The 15,475-nt window shown below is 70.5% G+C and carries 16 protein-coding genes; 9 read left to right on the plus strand and 7 right to left on the minus strand.

Annotation, left to right across the window (positions count from 1 at the left end):
- Positions 1-110: 110 nt before the first annotated feature.
- From NJE57_RS05685 to NJE57_RS05705, 5 genes are all read left to right on the plus strand, one after another.
- A complete protein-coding gene (locus NJE57_RS05685) occupies positions 111-755 on the plus strand; it encodes an ABC transporter permease (RefSeq protein WP_319027429.1) in 645 nt (214 codons plus the stop codon).
- A gap of 101 nt (positions 756-856) precedes the next feature.
- Complete coding sequence (locus NJE57_RS05690; RefSeq protein ID WP_319027430.1) at positions 857-2,032, plus strand: ABC transporter ATP-binding protein; 1,176 nt, start codon at positions 857-859, stop codon at positions 2,030-2,032.
- The gene (locus NJE57_RS05695; protein ID WP_319027431.1) at positions 2,029-2,781 is read left to right on the plus strand and encodes an ABC transporter permease; all 753 of its coding nucleotides are present in this window, start codon (positions 2,029-2,031) and stop codon (positions 2,779-2,781) included. Before NJE57_RS05690 ends, NJE57_RS05695 begins: the two co-directional genes overlap by 4 nt.
- Complete coding sequence (locus NJE57_RS05700) at positions 2,778-3,755, plus strand: glycine betaine ABC transporter substrate-binding protein (RefSeq protein ID WP_319027432.1); 978 nt, start codon at positions 2,778-2,780, stop codon at positions 3,753-3,755. The genes NJE57_RS05695 and NJE57_RS05700 overlap by 4 nt, the downstream gene beginning before the upstream one ends.
- A 59-nt stretch (positions 3,756-3,814) precedes the next feature.
- The gene (locus NJE57_RS05705; protein ID WP_319027433.1) at positions 3,815-4,687 is read left to right on the plus strand and encodes an alpha/beta hydrolase; all 873 of its coding nucleotides are present in this window, start codon (positions 3,815-3,817) and stop codon (positions 4,685-4,687) included.
- Between the two features lie 51 nt (positions 4,688-4,738).
- Here the strand turns inward: NJE57_RS05705 and NJE57_RS05710 are convergent, their stop codons facing one another.
- Positions 4,739-5,044: a hypothetical protein gene (locus NJE57_RS05710; protein WP_319027434.1), complete on the minus strand. Its 306-nt coding sequence runs from the start codon at positions 5,042-5,044 to the stop codon at positions 4,739-4,741.
- Positions 5,045-5,079: 35 nt separating this feature from the next.
- Positions 5,080-5,550, minus strand: a complete 471-nt coding sequence (locus tag NJE57_RS05715) for a hypothetical protein (protein WP_319027435.1) — start codon at positions 5,548-5,550, stop codon at positions 5,080-5,082.
- 107 nt (positions 5,551-5,657) lie between these two features.
- Between NJE57_RS05715 and NJE57_RS05720 the strand changes: the two genes are divergently transcribed.
- The gene (locus NJE57_RS05720) at positions 5,658-6,716 is read left to right on the plus strand and encodes an FUSC family protein (protein WP_319027436.1); all 1,059 of its coding nucleotides are present in this window, start codon (positions 5,658-5,660) and stop codon (positions 6,714-6,716) included.
- Between the two features lie 9 nt (positions 6,717-6,725).
- On the opposite strand, the gene NJE57_RS05725 is transcribed toward NJE57_RS05720, so the two are convergent.
- A complete protein-coding gene (locus tag NJE57_RS05725; protein WP_319027437.1) occupies positions 6,726-7,640 on the minus strand; it encodes a cation diffusion facilitator family transporter in 915 nt (304 codons plus the stop codon).
- Positions 7,641-7,688: 48 nt separating this feature from the next.
- Here NJE57_RS05725 and NJE57_RS05730 point away from each other — a divergent pair, with 48 nt between their 5' ends.
- Genes NJE57_RS05730 through NJE57_RS05740 form a run of 3 tightly spaced genes read left to right on the plus strand, consistent with a single transcriptional unit; the run spans position 7,689 to position 10,223 of the window.
- The gene (locus NJE57_RS05730) at positions 7,689-8,123 is read left to right on the plus strand and encodes an NfeD family protein (protein ID WP_319027438.1); all 435 of its coding nucleotides are present in this window, start codon (positions 7,689-7,691) and stop codon (positions 8,121-8,123) included.
- Positions 8,124-8,183: 60 nt separating this feature from the next.
- On the plus strand, positions 8,184-9,524 hold the full coding sequence (locus NJE57_RS05735; protein WP_319027439.1) for an SPFH domain-containing protein: 1,341 nt from the start codon (positions 8,184-8,186) through the stop codon (positions 9,522-9,524).
- Positions 9,525-9,578: 54 nt separating this feature from the next.
- On the plus strand, positions 9,579-10,223 hold the full coding sequence (locus NJE57_RS05740; RefSeq protein WP_319027440.1) for a helix-turn-helix domain-containing protein: 645 nt from the start codon (positions 9,579-9,581) through the stop codon (positions 10,221-10,223).
- A gap of 36 nt (positions 10,224-10,259) precedes the next feature.
- Here NJE57_RS05740 and NJE57_RS05745 read toward each other — a convergent pair whose 3' ends face one another.
- The 4 genes from NJE57_RS05745 to NJE57_RS05760 are packed head-to-tail and all read right to left on the minus strand — an operon-like array spanning position 10,260 to position 15,442.
- Positions 10,260-11,642, minus strand: coding sequence for a TIGR01777 family oxidoreductase (locus tag NJE57_RS05745; protein ID WP_319027441.1), 1,383 nt, complete (start codon positions 11,640-11,642; stop codon positions 10,260-10,262).
- Between the two features lie 25 nt (positions 11,643-11,667).
- Complete coding sequence (locus NJE57_RS05750; RefSeq protein ID WP_319027442.1) at positions 11,668-12,363, minus strand: lipocalin family protein; 696 nt, start codon at positions 12,361-12,363, stop codon at positions 11,668-11,670.
- Complete coding sequence (locus NJE57_RS05755; protein WP_319027443.1) at positions 12,360-14,618, minus strand: MMPL family transporter; 2,259 nt, start codon at positions 14,616-14,618, stop codon at positions 12,360-12,362. Before NJE57_RS05755 ends, NJE57_RS05750 begins: the two co-directional genes overlap by 4 nt.
- Before the next feature lie 14 nt (positions 14,619-14,632).
- Positions 14,633-15,442 carry an alpha/beta fold hydrolase gene (locus NJE57_RS05760; protein WP_319027444.1) on the minus strand — a complete coding sequence of 270 codons (810 nt, stop codon included), beginning with the start codon at positions 15,440-15,442 and terminating at the stop codon, positions 14,633-14,635.
- Positions 15,443-15,475: the final 33 nt, after the last annotated feature.

A 15,475-nucleotide genomic window follows, 5' to 3' on the forward strand; every position in this document is an offset into this window, starting at 1 on the left:
GACCGCATACCGGATCGCACCGCGACTTCCGGCGGACCCGCCCTCTACACGTGCACCCCCGGATAGCGTGGGCGGACCGAACCGAACCGTACCGACGGAGCCGAGATGCGATGACCGACCTCATGGATTTCATCTCCACCCGCCGACTCCAGCTAGCCACGGACTCCTGGCAGCACGTGAGCGCCACCGTGCAGGCGGTCCTGCTGGCCACGCTGCTGTCGGTGGCGGTGGGGGTGGCCGTCTACCGCAGCAGGGCCGGGTCCGCCGTGGCCACCGGGGTGGCGGCCACGGCACTGACCGTGCCCTCGTTCGCACTCCTCGGGTTGCTGATCCCGGTCCTGGGGTTGGGTGTGCTTCCCACCATGACGGCGCTGGTCATCTACGCGGTGCTGCCGATCCTGCGCAACACCATCGTCGGACTCGACGCGGTCCCGGCCGCCACGGTCGACGCCGCGCGCGGGGTCGGGATGAGCCGACTGGGTGTGCTGAGCCGGGTCGAGATCCCGCTGGCGTGGCCGTCGATCCTCGCCGGGATCCGGGTCTCCACACAGATGGCCATGGGCATCCTCGCGATCGCCGCCTACGCCAAGGGCCCGGGGCTGGGGAACCTGATCTTCGCCGGGCTCTCCCGTGTGGGGACGCCCACCGCACTACCGATGGCGCTCACCGCCACCGTCCTCATCGTCGTCCTCGCGCTCGTCCTCGACGCACTCCTCGTCCTGCTCGGGCGCCTGACCATCAGGGGGAACCAGTGACCACACACGCCGACGAGACCGGACGTCCCGACCGGGCAGGGCCAGGGCGGTCCGGGTCCGGGTCCGGGACTTCCGGGCACACCGGTGGTGCCGTCTCCGGGGTGCCCATCACCCTGGAGGAGGTCACCAAGGTCTACCCCGGCCAGGAACAGCCCGCCGTCGACCGCGTCTCGCTCGAGCTGCCCGCCGGCCGGACCACCGTGTTCGTGGGCCCCTCCGGCTGCGGCAAGACCACCACCATGCGGATGATCAACCGGCTGATCGAGCCCACCTCCGGCACCATCACGATCGACGGCGAGGACAACCGGCAGCTCGACCCCGACACCCTGCGGCGCAGCATCGGCTACGCCATCCAGGCGTCGGGGTTGTTCCCCCACATGACCGTCGCCCAGAACGTCGCCACCGTGCCGCGGCTGCTCAGGTGGAAGAAGTCGCGCATCTCGGACCGGGTGGACCAGATGCTGGAGCTGGTGGGCCTGGACCCGGGCGACTACCGCGACCGCTACCCCGCCCAGCTCTCGGGCGGGCAACAGCAGCGCGTCGGCGTGGCACGGGCGCTGGCCGCGGACCCTCCGGTCCTGCTCATGGACGAACCGTTCGGCGCGGTCGACCCCATCACGCGCGCCTCGCTGCAGGACGAGCTGATCCGCCTCCAGGACGAGCTGCACAAGACCATCGTCTTTGTCACCCACGACTTCAACGAGGCGGTCAGGCTCGGCGACCGGATCGCCGTCCTGGGGCCCGGGTCGTCGGTGCTGCAGTTCGACTCCCCGGAGGCGATCCTCGCCAACCCCGCCGACTCCACCGTCGCCGGGTTCATCGGAGACGACGCCGCGCTCAAGACACTGACCCTCCGGCGCGTGGGGGACGTGGACCTGGGACAGGCGACGACGGCGAGGGAGTCCGAGGCCTCGGCCGATTTCGCCTCCCGGGTGCGCCGGTCCAGCGACGAGTGGGCCGTGGTCCTGGACGAGTCGGGCCGCCCGTTGCGCTGGGTGCGCGGCGATCTGGTGGACCGGATGCCGGACCTGCGCTCGGGCGGTCAGCCGGTCGCCGGAACCGTCACCGTCGACTCCACGCTCCAGGAGGCCCTCGACGGGCTGCTCTCGACCGCGAGCGCCACCACCGTGGTGGTGGACCGGGACGGGGCGTACCGGGGCACGATCGGCATCGACGACCTGGTGGGGGAACTGCGCCGCATCCACCACCACCACAACGAACCCGGTGCCCCCGGCCCCAATCCCGACCCTGCCCCCGACCCCGCGGCCACCTCGTGAGCGCCACCGGCGCCGCCTCCCGCGCGGGCTCGGCCCGGCTGCTGGTGCAGCCGCTGCTCATCGTGGTGGCCGCGGCGGGCGTGTTGTGGTGGGCCTTCGGCAGTGACCTCGACGAGACCCAACGGGCCTCGCTCAACGCCTCCTCGATCACGCAGCGCACGCTCGAGCACGTCCAGATCACGTTCACCGTGGCCGCGATCGTGGTGGCCGTGGGCGTGCCGGTGGGGGTCCTGCTCACGCGCCGCCGGATGCGCGCGCTGTCCCCCGTCGCGATCGGGATCGCCAACGTCGGACAGGCGGCGCCGGCCATCGGCCTGATCGTGCTGCTGTTCCTGGCCACCAACCGGACCGGGTTCTGGATCGGCGTGCTGCCCGTGGCCGTCTACTCGCTGCTGCCCGTGCTGCGCAACACGATCGTGGGGATCCGGAACGTGGACCCCGCCCTGATCGACGCCGCGCGGGGACAGGGGATGACGACGAGCCGGGTCCTGCGCACCGTCGAACTTCCGCTGGCGGTGCCGTTCATCCTGGCCGGGCTGCGCACCACGCTGGTGTTGGCGGTGGGCACGGCCACCCTGAGCTTCCTGGTGGACGCGGGCGGCCTGGGGATCTTCATCGACACCGGGTACCGACTCCAGGACACCACCACCCTCGTGGTGGGCTCCGTGCTGGCCGTGTGCCTGGCGCTGCTGGTGGACTGGCTGGGCGGGGTGGGCGAGGTCCTGTTCAACCCGAGGGGGCTGCGATGACGGCGATGAAGCGACTCCTGGCCTCGTGCCTGGCCACCGTGCTCCTGGCCGGCGGCTGCGGGCTCAGCGACGGCGGATCCGTGCCGCTGCCCGTGGGGCCCGGCCCGGACGGCACCGTCCCGGCTCTGGAGGGTGTCCGCGTGACGGTCGGCGGCAAGGACTTCACCGAGGGCGTGATCAGCAGCTACCTGGTCGAGTTCCTCCTGGCCGCAGCCGGGATGGAGGTCTCCGACATGTCCTCCCTGGCGGGGTCCAACAGTTTCCGGCAGGCCCTGGTGACCGGCCAGGTCGACATCGGGATGGAGTACACGGGCACCGCGTGGATGAGCTACCTGGGCAACTCCGAGCCCATCCGCGACCCCGAGGGGCAGTGGGAGGCGGTGCGCGACGCCGACCTCGAGGCCCACGACATCCGGTGGTTGCCCCCGACGACCGTCGACAACACCTATTCGTTCGCCATGAGTCAGGAGACCGCGCGGGAGACCGGCGTGCGCACGTTCTCCGACTACGCCCGGCTCGTGCAGACCGATCCGGGGTCCGCCGTGTCCTGCATGGAGACCGAGTTCTCGGTGCGCCGCGACGGCTGGCCCGGCCTGGCCGACGCCTACGGTTTCGACCCGGACACCGTCCCGGTGCCGATCATGCAGCCCGGCATCATCTACCAGGCCACCGCCACCGGCCGGGAGTGCCGGTTCGGGGAGGTCTACACCACCGACGGAAGGGTCAAGGGCCTCGACCTGGTGGTCCTGGAGGACGACCGGAACTTCTTCCCCGTCTACAACCTGGCCACGGTCGTGCGGGGGGAGTTCCTGGACGCCCACCCGGAGATCGCGGAGGTCCTGGCACCACTCGTCGACATCCTGGACAACGAGGTGATGGTGGAGATGAACATGCGTGTGGACGTCGACGGCGAGGATCCGGCGCTGGTCGCACGGGATTTCCTGGTCGATCGGGGACTCGTCTCCGCGGGCTGACCGTGCACCCGCCTTCGAAGTGGCGAACAATCGGGGTCGAGTACCCGAGGAGGACACGTATGGCCAGGCATTCGCTCGGTTCACTGCCGCGGGCTGCGTCGCGGCTACCCCGGATGGCACCGGACATGTCACGACTGCCGGCCGGGAGGATCGTCCACCTCACCGACGACGTCACGACCCGGCTCTACGACACCGGTGAGGAGCACCTCACCCCGGTCGTCCTACTGCACGGCATGGCCGCCACCGGGATGCTCAACTGGTACCAGACCTTCCAGCGTCTGCAGGGCGAGTACCGGCTCATCTCGTACGACCAGCGCCGCCACGGGATGGGTGACGGCGGCCGGTTCGACTTCGCGAACCTGAGCGAGGACGTGTTGCGGGTCGTGGACCACCTCGAACTGGACGAGCCTGTGGTCGGCGGGTACTCGATGGGGGGGATCGTCGCCCAGCTCGCCGCGCGGCGCGACCCCTCCCGGCTCGGCGGACTGGTCCTGGCCGCCACCGGCACCGGCGCCGAGCGCAACGCGCTGGAGAAGATCACCGTCGGCGGGCTCACCAGGAGCGCCCCGCTACTCAACGCGGTCCCGGTCGAGGTGGCCAGGGAGATCGACGAGGAGGTGCTCAGTCCCCACACCTGGGTCCTGCGCGAGTTGTCCTCGGTCTCGCTGGCCACCCACCGGACCGTGATCGGCGAGGTGGCCCGGTTCAACTCCACGCCCTGGCTCCACGAGTTGGACCTGCCGGTCGCGATCGTCAAGACCATGCGGGACATCGCGTTCCCCCGCTGGATCCAGGACGAGATGGCGGATCTGCTGCCGCACAGCGCGGTCTTCCCGATCACCGCGGGCCACGCCGCGTGCGCGACCCACCCGGGGACGTTCGCGCGACGCATGCGCACGGCCATCGGCTGGGTGGTCTCCAACTCCCACTGAGCGGGCGGGCCGCGATCACCGCACCACTCGTCGCCCCCGGGGTGCCGCGACCTAGAGAGCCGAGTACCGCACCGCCGTCACCACGAACACCACCAGGGCGACGCCGCCGAGGGCGATGCCCCACAGGGCCCGGCGGGTGTCGGTCTCCTGCCCCGCCAGCCACCCGGTGGGCCAGCGGGCGAGCAGTCCGAAGGCCACGGCCATCAGCGCGGCGAGGAACGCCACGATGTTGAGCAGCGGGACCCAGGACAATGCCAGGGCACCCACTCCCAGCACCAGCGCCCGGGTGCCCAGATCCATGCCCTCGGACGAGCGCTTGCGCGGGGAGGCGGCGTCGGAGCGGGGGCGCAGCGGCATGGGGTCAGCCTAACCGCGCCCTTCCGGAAAGCACCTCAGCTCCCGAACTGCCCCACGACGAATCCGGCGAGCAGGACCGCGAACCCACCGATCTCACCGACGATGAGCGCCACCATTCCGACGTGCAGCATGGCCGAGGGGTGCTCGAACTGGTTGGTGGTGTCCCGCCGCGCACCGTGGACGATGTAGCTGACGATCGCGCCCACGAAGAAGAACACGAGGACCCCCGACGCCGTGAGGTTGACCCAGGTCGGCCACCTGCTCAGCTCCACGAACACGGCGATGAGGAGGGTGGCGAAGGAGTAGAGGAGCGAGGCACGGTGCGCGATGTCCACGTAGGGGTGTGCCAGGTGGGTCGCGCTGGTGGCCATCTGCCTGTACTTCCACACGCCCAACCCCAGGGCCAGGAGGAAGATCAGGCCGGCGGCGAGCAGCGTGAGCCGGGTGTCGAGGCCTGGGACGAAGGTCACGGACCCGAGGGCGACGGTGGTGGTGAACGGGTCCATGGATCCTCTTCGATCGGCGTCGGGCGGCGGTCGACTTTTGCATCCGCGGGCCTCCTATGAGAATGCAGCGTATGCGACGACTTCGAGAATTCGCGGGACGACCCGACGTGAGGACGGACCTGCTGCAGATCCTCAAGAGCGTGATCGCCGCCACGGCGGCGTGGTGGCTCTCGGTCCACGTCCTCGATTCGCCCCTGCCGTTCCTGGCGCCGTGGACAGCGCTGCTCACAGTGCACGCCACTGTCCATCGGTCGCTGTCCCGCGGAGTCCAGACGACGGTGGCCTCGGCGATCGGCGTCGGCCTGTCCTTCCTCATCGGGTTCTACCTGGGCGTGAACGTGTGGACCTTCGCGCTGGCCATGTTCGTCGGGTTGGCCGGCGCCCGAGTCACCTGGATCCGGGACGAGGGCGTGTCGATCGCCACCACCGCGGTCTTCGTCCTGGGAAGCGGCTTCTCGCAGCAGCAGCCGATCCTGATGGACCGCATCATCGAGGTGGCCGTCGGTGTGGGGATCGGCGTGGCGGTGAACCTGCTGCTCTTCCCTCCGATGCGGGACCAGCAGGCGGCGAGCCACGTGGACAACATCGATCGTCGGATCGGCGGCATCCTGGTGAAAATGGCCGACGAGTTCTCCTCATCGTGGGAGACCGACGCGGCCGACGCGTGGCGGAGCGAGATCGAATCTGTCGCCGAGGAGGTGGACACCGCCTGGCAGACCGTGCACTTCGCCCGAGAGAGCCGCCGCTCGAATCCCCGGCTGGTGCGCGCCCGCCTCACCCGCACCCCCCGGCCGTCGGACCGGCACCAGACGGTGACGGGACGCGGGGTCGACTACGAGGAGGTTCTGTCCCGGGTCGACGAGGCGGTTTCGCATATGAGACACCTGATCAGAACCCTGCACGATGCCACCTATTCAGAGGGACCGTGGGACGAACGTTTCCGCAGCCGGTGGGCCGAGATCACGCGCGACGCCGGCCACGCGATAGCCGATCCCGACGCCGACATGGAACCGATCCACGATCGGTTGGTCGAGCTGACCCGCGCAATGGCCGAGGACGGCCGGCTGCCCCGGGACTCCTGGCCGGTCTACGGATCGCTGCTGACCAGCATGTTCCACATCGCCGTTCTCATCGACGACGTCGCCTCGGCGCGGAGCGTGCGATAGCCGGGCCGATCACAGGTGGACGTCGTTGTACGCGCGCTCGTCCTCGATCGGCTCCAGATGGGTCGTGATGTGCGAGTGCGGCAGCGCGGCGTGGATCTCCTGCTCGACCTTCTCCACCAGGTCGTGCCCGCGGTCCACGCTCCAGTCACCGGGCACGAGCGCGTGGAACTCGACGAACCGCCACTTGCCGGACTCCCTGGTCCGTAGCTCGTGGAAGTCGACGCGGCCCGGTTGCCGGTGCCTGTCCAGCACTTCCTCGATCGCCTGGTTGTCCGCCTCGGGCAGCGTGGCGTCCATGAGCCCCATCCCGGATTCGTGGACCAGTCTGTAGCCGATGAACAGGATGTTCAGGCCCACGGCGATGGCGACGACCGGGTCGAGGAACTCCCAGCCCGTGACCCACACCAGGGCCACCCCGATCACGACGCCGACCGAGGTGACGACGTCCGTGATCAGGTGTTTCCCGTCAGCCTTGAGGGTCGGTGACCGGTGCCTGACCCCGGCGCGGAGCAACAGCGTGCCCACCACCCCGTTGACCACGGCGGCCACGATGGAGATCGCCAGGCCCACCCCGAGCGAGTCGATGGGCTCGGGGTTGATCAGTCGTTCCACACCCGTGTAGAGGATGAACGCCGCGGCCACGAAGATCATCGCGCCCTCGACCCCCGCGGAGAAGTACTCGGCCTTGGAGTGGCCGTACTGGTGGTCGTCGTCGGCGGGGCGCTCCGCGACGGTGATCGCGATGAGCGCGATCACCGCGGCCACCAGGTTCACGACGGACTCGGCCGCGTCGGCGAGCAGCCCGACCGATCCCGTCACCCACCAGGCCACCAGTTTGAGTGCGATGGTGACGATCGACGTGGCCACGGACAGCCACGCGAACTTCTTGAGAGTCGACACGTCGTGGAAGCGTAGTCCGCCCATGGGAGGACTTCCCCCTGCCCGTCCCCGGATATCGGTAGGGTCGGGGACATGCATGTAGGACTTGCCTGGCTCGCAGCGGCGGTGTTGTTGGCCGCCGGTGAGGCCGCGGGCGGCGAGTTGTTCCTCATCATGCTCGCCGGTGGTGCACTCGGCGGGTCCGCCGCCGCGCTGCTCGGCGCACCGCTCTGGGGCCAGGCCCTGGCGTTCGCTCTCGTCTCGATCATCCTCGTCGCAGGGGTCCGCCCCCTCGTGCGGCGCCGCCTCCTGTCCGCTCTGCCCGAGCACGACACCAACACGGCCGCCCTGACCGGCCGGAACGGAACCGTGGTCGAGGCCGTGGGCGGCAGCGGCGGCCTGGTGCAGATCGCGGGTGACACCTGGACAGCACGACCGCTCATCGAGGGTGAGACCTTCGAGGCCGGGGACAAGGTGCTGGTGCACGAGATCGACGGCGCGACCGCGATCGTCGTCCGTGGCATCTAGGTCCGTGGCATCTAGAGAGTCCGACGCATTGCCGACAGCAGGACACAACAGGAGGAAACCATGGAAGGCTTGATCTTCCTCGCCGTCATCGTCGTCTTGATCGCCGCGGTCGTGGTGAGCTCCGTGAAGCTCATCCCGCAGGCGGAGGCCGCGGTCATCGAGCGACTCGGCCGCTATCAGCGCACGGTGAGCGGTCAGCTCACCCTCATCATCCCGTTCATCGACCGCGTCCGCGCGAAGGTCGATCTGCGTGAGCGGGTCGTGACCTTCCCGCCGCAGTCGATGATCACCGAGGACAACCTCACCCTGAGCATCGACACCGTCGTCTTCTTCCAGGTCACCGACCCCAAGGCGGCCGTCTACGAGATCAACAACTACATCGTGGCCGTCGAGCAGCTGGCCACCACCACGCTGCGCAACGTCGTCGGTGGACTCACCCTCGAACAGACCCTCACCAGCCGCGACATGATCAACAAGCAACTGCGTGGAGTGCTCGACTCGGAGACCGGCCGGTGGGGTCTGCGGGTGGCCCGCGTCGAGTTGCGGTCCATCGATCCGCCGCTGTCGATCCAGGAGTCCATGGAGAAGCAGATGAAGGCCGACCGCGAGAAGCGCGCGACGATCCTCACCGCCGAGGGTCAGCGCGAGGCCGCGATCACGACCGCCCAGGGCGCCAAGCAGGCCTCCATCCTCGATGCCGAGGGCAACAAGCAGGCCGCGATCCTCTCGGCCGAGGCCGAGCGGCAGTCCCGGATGCTGCGGGCACAGGGTGAGCGGGCCGCGCGCTACCTCGTGGCCGAGGGGCAGGCTGCGGCGATCGCGCGCGTCAACGCGGCGGTCAAGTCCTCCAAGCCGACCCCGGAGATGCTCGCCTACCAGTACGTCCAGAATCTTCCCGAGATGGCCAAGGGCGAGGCCGCCACCATGTGGATGATCCCGTCGCAGTTCGGGGACTCGCTCGAGAGCTTCGCCAAGTCCATGGCCCACAAGGACGACGAGGGGGTCTTCCGGTACGAACCGACCGACGAGGACACCGATGTCGAACCACAGTCGGCCCCGGACCATTGGTTCGACACCTCGACAGATCCGGCGATAGCCCGCTCGGTCGCCGCGGCCGAGGCCGCGGCGCGGGGTGCGTCGTCCTCGTCGGCCCAGGACGCCCCCCGCCGGTCGGCTCCCAAGCCCGGCGTCTTCGACATGGTCCCCACCTCCGAGGGCGGTGTCGCTCCCGACGACTCCGCCGGCGACTCACCGGCCCTCGACGCCCCCGCGATCGGCGGCCCGCAGGGCGCGCAGCCCGGCCAGCCCGCGGGCGTCGACCCCGCCGCGGGTCGGGAGCAGGGTCTGCAGCAGGGTGCTTACCCGGTCGACGAGGGGGACCGGGACCGCCCCGGGAGCTGATCGATCCGGTCCGGTTCCGGGCGGCACCACGACCTCGGGAAGTAACATGTCCGTGTGACTCGTAACAGTGGTCGCGGTGGCGCCCAGGCACCTGACGCCGAGGACATCCGCCTCCTCGAGGCGGCTGCCTCCGTCTTCGCGGAGCGTGGCATCAAGGGCGCCAGCACCGACGACATCGCCAGATCGGCCGGGGTGACCCGGGTGACGCTCTATCGTCGGCTCGGCCCGCGGGAGCAGATCCTGCGCGCTCTGTACGCCCATGAGGCGCAGCGTCTGATGATGTCGGTCAACGCTCGGTTCACCCCGTTCGAGTCCCTCGAGTGGGATCCCGTCAGGCACGTCGAGGACCTGCTGGTCGGGACCGTGTTCGATATCCGGCGGAGCGAGCTCCTGCAGCGGATCGTCGAGGTGGACAAGCTCGAGGCGATGGCGATGCTCGCCGGACAGTCCGACTCGGTCCTGGGTGCCATCACCGAGATCGTGGCCGAGTTCGTCCGAAGTACCTGGAACGCCGACGTCCACACCCGGCCGATGGACGCGGACGAGTTCGAGACGTTGTCCCGGGAGGTCGGCAGCGTCGTCGGCCGCTTCCTGCACTCCATCGCCGTCATGCCGGACGGCCCGCCCCTCGTGGAGACCGAGGACGAGATCCGGACGCTCGCCAGACGGGTGCTGGTCCCGATGATCCTCCAGCGCTGACATCCGGCTGATCGACCACACCCCGTAGGGCCCCGGTCAGAGCGAGGCGGGCACCTGCTCCGCTCCCAGCTCATGATCCAGTGCGGCTCGCAGTCCGGGGTACCGGAACGGGTGGTCGAGCGCGCGGAGCGACTCCGACTCGACCCGCAGACTCGACAGCGCCAACTCGTCCGCTCCACGCTTTCCCAGTACCAGAGCGGGCGCGAACCCGGGGACCGGGACCACTGTCGGACGGCGGAGCACGGCGCCCAGGACACGGGTGAACTCGTCGTTGGTCACCGGTTCCGGAGCCACCGCGTTCACCGCGCCCGACACGGCGGGGTCGACGATGGCGCGGAGGTAGATGTCGGTGAGGTCGTCGAGGGCGATCCAGGACATCCACTGCCGTCCCGAACCCAGCCGGCCGCCGAGCCCCGTCCGGACGATGGCGGCCAGCGGCGCGAGCAACCCCCCCGCCCCGGACAGGGCGAGGCCGGTGCGGACGATGACCACCCGGGCTCCGGCGCTGAGAGCGGGCTCGCAGTCCGACTCCCAGTCCACCACGATGTCCGCCACCGGTCCCGACCCCGGGTCGGAATCCTCGGCCAGAGTCTGGTCCCCGCGGTCCGCGCCGTAGAGGCCGATCGCGGAGGAGGACACCATGGCGGTGGCGCCCTCACGTGCCGCCACCAGTTCGGCGAGCCGCCTGGTCGGTCCGACCCGGCTGTCGCGGACCCCGGCGAGGTGCCGGTCGGTGAACCGGCCCGCGATGGGGGCGCCGGCGAGGTGGACCAGGACGTCGACGCCGTCGAGAAGCGCGGGGTCCGGATCCACGGTGTCCCAGCGCCGCTCGTCAGCCCCGCGGGGTTTCCCGCGGACCAGCCTGATGACGCGGTGCCCGGCGACACCGAGGAGGGCGCACAGGGCGGTGCCCACCAGCCCGGAGGATCCGGTCACCGCGACGGTCAGGGGGCGCCCGCCCGGGCCGGGGAACCGCCGGATCCGGTCGAGGTCCGCCGCCATCTGCCGGTAGCGATAGGCGAAGACCGGGGCGAGGAGCCGCCCCGGGACGCGGGCGCTGACCCGGTCGCCCAGAACCGCGGTCCCGCCGGGCCCCGGGGCGACGGTGTGTTCGTGGACCCACCCGGTCAGGCCGGCGTAGGGCTGGGAGACGCAGCGGTCCACGAAGCGCTCGCCCTCGACGTACCCGGCGGGGTCGTGCTGTGCGATCCAGCGCGGGCCGAATCTCGCCCCCAACGGTCCGGGGAGCGCGGACCTCGGTTCGAGCACGGCCACGCCGTCCCGAAGCGAGTCGGCCTGGCGGGCGGGGCGCAGGGGCATGAACGGTGGGGAGATCCGGACGAAGGCACCCGGCGAGGCGAGGTACCCCCACGCCTCCTCCGCCCCGGCCGGGATCGAACAGCTCAGGTCGATGCTCATCGGTCACACCTCACGGTCGCGGGGTTCACGGCAGGAGACACAGCGGGGTGACGTCGCCGCGTCCGCCCGCCATCGGCACGGTCAGGAACGCGCACGGCCACCACCCGCGCGCCTCGACGACATCACGGACCGTGTCCCACTCCCCCGCGTCGAGCCGGGGCTCGCGGCTCAGCACGAATCCGGAGGACCTGCTCGGGTCACCGACGACGGCCAGCGAGTAGTCGTCCGCCAGGTAGGTGATCCGGTAGTTTACCGGCCCGTTCGGGTCCTGGAACGGCACCTGGGGGAAGTTCACGCGCAGCGAGGCGTTGGTACCGGCGTCGCGGATCGTCGCCTCCCCCTCGATCACCGAGTCCGAGCTGATCGCCGATCCACACGTATTGCGTACCGAGATCGTGTCGGGGCCCGTACGCGCGTACTCGGCGGTGGTGTCGTTGGTGCACTGGATCGTGTACGGCTGCGGGATCGCCGCGACCTGGTACCACTTCCCGGCGTAGCGGTCGGGGTCGACGAATCCGACCTGCTCCAGCTCGGGGCCACCGAGCGAGCCCACTGCGACCCCGTCGGGCAACAACTGCGAGGATCCGCCGCCGAGGCGGCCCCCGTCGGTCAGGTCCTGTGCGCCCGCGACGGGAGCGGCCCCGAGACCGGCCGCCAGCAGCGGCGCGAGCGCGAGCGTGGTGACGACCGAGCGGAACCGGGGACGGGTCGTGGTGATCATGTGTGGAGCTCCTTGGTGTCATCGGTGCCGGTGTCGTCGGTGCCGGCGTCGTCGGTGCCGGCGTGTCCGGCGCGGGTGGGTTCGGTGGGGTCCGGGTCCATTGCGGCGGCGCCGCGGCGGGGATCTCCGGGCCACCAGACCCTGTCCCCGACGAGGGTGAACAGCGCCGGCACGACCAGCGTCCGCACGACGAAGGTGTCCAGCAGGACCCCGAGCGCCACGATCACGCCGACCTGGGTGAGCACGATCAGCGGCAGCACACCGAGGACCACGAACACCGAGGCGAGCACGATCCCCGCGGAGGTGATCACGCCGCCGGTCAGCGCGACGGCGCGCACCATGGACTCACGGGTCGAATGCGTGGCCGCCTCCTCCCGCGTCCGGATGATCAGGAACACCGAGTAGTCCACGCCCAGCGCGACGAGGAACAGGAAGCTGTACAGCGGGACCGACACGTCCAGTCCGGGGAACCCGAGGATCTGGGTGGTGACGAAGGTGCCCAGCCCGAGCGCCGCGAGTGACGACAGCACGGTCGCACCCAGCAGGAGGAGCGGGGCGATCAGCGATCGCAACGCCAGCACCAGGACGACGAACACCACCAGGAGGATGAGCGGGGCGATCAGCGTGAGGTCCCGCAGGTTGCCCTGGGAGGTGTCGACGCCCGCGGCCACCGATCCACCGACCAGCGCCTCGGAGCCGGCAACGGAGTCGACGGCCTCGCGCAGCGCCACCACGCTGTCCTCCGAGCGGTCCGTGGCGGGCGCGGCGTCCAGGGTGACGGAGACGCGGCTCCACCCGGTCCCCGACTCTCCCGCGGGCCTGGCGGACACGACGCCCTCCACTCCCCCTACCGCCTCGAGGACAGCCGCCTCGGTTCCGGTCCGGGCGAGCACGGTGACCGGGTCGGTGACGCCCGCGGGGAAGTGCTCGGCGGCGGTCTCCAGTCCGGCCGCGGCCTCGGACGGCGTGCGGAACTGCTCGGTCTGGCTCAGGCCGATGCGGGTTCCCAGTAGACCGAAGGCCAGGATCACCAGGAGCATCACGCACGAGACCAGCACACGCGCGGGGCGTCTGACGACCCCGGCGGCGATGCGGCCCCAGACGCCGGGCGGGACGTCTTCCCGGAAATCCCCCGGGGTCGTGGGCAGCGCCAGTCGGGAGCCGGCGCCCCGGTTCCCACCCTGGGGGCCTCCCGGTCGGGGGACGAACGGCCAGAACAGCCCGCGACCGCAGACGGCGAGCGCCGCCGGCAGCGCCACCAGTGCGTAGACCAGGGCTACGAGCAGTCCGACCGCCGCGGAGATCCCGAGGGAGCGGTAGTTGGGCAGGGTGGCGAGCAGCAGCGTGAGCAGCGCCAGCACCACGGTGATGTTGCTGGCGACGATGGCGGGGACCGCGCCCCGGTAGGCGTCCCGCAGTGCCTGTCGGCGGTTCCGGGTCCGGCGCAGTTCCTCCCGATACCTGGAGACCAGCAGCAGCGCGTAGTTGGTGCCGGCGCCGAAGACCAGGACCGAGACGATGCCGGAGGTGGAGGCGTCGACGGTCACGCCGGCGGCCTCTCCGACCGCGGAGACCAGCAGGGCCGCTACGCGGTCGGCGACGGCGATCACGACGAGTGGGACGAGCCACAGCACCGGCGAGCGGTAGGTGATGATGAGCAGGATCGCGACGACGGTCGCGGTGGCGGCGAGGAGCCGGAAGTCCGCGCCCTCGAATGCCGCCGCGGTGTCCGCCGCGAAGGCGGGACCGCCGGTGAGCTGGGCGTCCACCCCGGGGTCGAGCCCGTCCGCGATCGCCTCACGCATCTCCGCGACGAGATCGCGGCCCTGTTCGTTGGACAGGACCTCGGACTCGACGGGAACCAGCACCAGGGCGGCGGCACCGTCGTCGGACGGGATCGGTCCCTGGGGCGGAGCGCCCACGACCTCGGCCATCCTCTCGCCCGCTCCAGCGGCCGCGGCAATGCCCTGCGGGCCCAGCTCGCCACCGTCCTGCCTGGTTACCACCAGGACAGCCGGCACCGACCCGGCGTCGGGGAACTCCTGCTGGATCTCGGACACGAGTGCGGCCTCGGAATCGTCCGGCAGGGTCTGCGGGGCCTCGGACGACCCCTCGGAGGACGCCAGCGCGAACACCGCCCCCGACGCCAGCAGCACCACCGCGAGGATCAGCCAGGCGGTGAGCTTGCCCGTCAGGACACCCAACCACCCCCCGGCCGAGGTACGTCGATCCGCCTCCGGGCTCCCGGCTCTCATGGTCCGCCTGGTCCTCACGCGTTGTATTCGGAGAGGAACGCCTCGAGGATGGTGTTCACCTCGTCAGGTTGTTCCATGGTCGGCGAATGTCCTGCGCCGGGGATCTCGTGGAAGCTCGTGTCGGCGATCAGGTCGACGATCCTGCGCGATTTCTCCGGCGGCGTGGCCGCGTCCTCCGCGCCCACCATGACCAGGGTGGGCGCGATGATCCGGATGGCCTCGTCCTCGCAGGGGTCCCGGTCGGCGACCGATTCGATGGCCGTGACCAGACCGACGCGGTCGGTGCGGTCGAGCATCGTCATCCAGTCGTCGACCCACGGGGCGGACTGGTTGCGGCCGGCGAGCATGATCGGCGCGACGCGGGATCGCAGTGGCTTGATGCCCGCCAGTCGGTAGACCTTCGCGAGCGTCTTGTACCTGCTCCGGTTGGCCGGCTCCTCGGCGGTCGCGGCGGTGTCGAGCAGGGTGAGCGAGTGCACGACCTCGGGGTTGCGTGCGGCCAGGCGCATCCCCACGAATCCGCCCATCGACAGCCCCACGAAGTTGACCACCGGGATCTGCAGGTGCCGCAGGAGTTCGGACACGTCCACCGTCAGCGTGTCCATGTCGTACCCGCCGATGGCCCGGGGCGACTCGCCCTGCCCCCGGAAATCGATGGTCACGCACCGGTACCTCCCCCGCAGATGCGCGATCTGATGACGGAACATCCAGCCGGAGAAGAGCAGACCGTGGGCGAAGAACACCACCGGCGCGTCTTCACGGCCGGCCGGTGCACCCGTGTCGGTGTAGGCGATCGTCGTGTGACCGCGTTGGAAGGTGGGCATGGGAGCTCTCCTGGGACGTCTCTCGGCCGCGGG

Origin of the sequence: Dietzia sp. PP-33 (assembly GCF_033790845.1) — a bacterium.
GTDB lineage: Bacteria > Actinomycetota > Actinomycetes > Mycobacteriales > Mycobacteriaceae > Dietzia.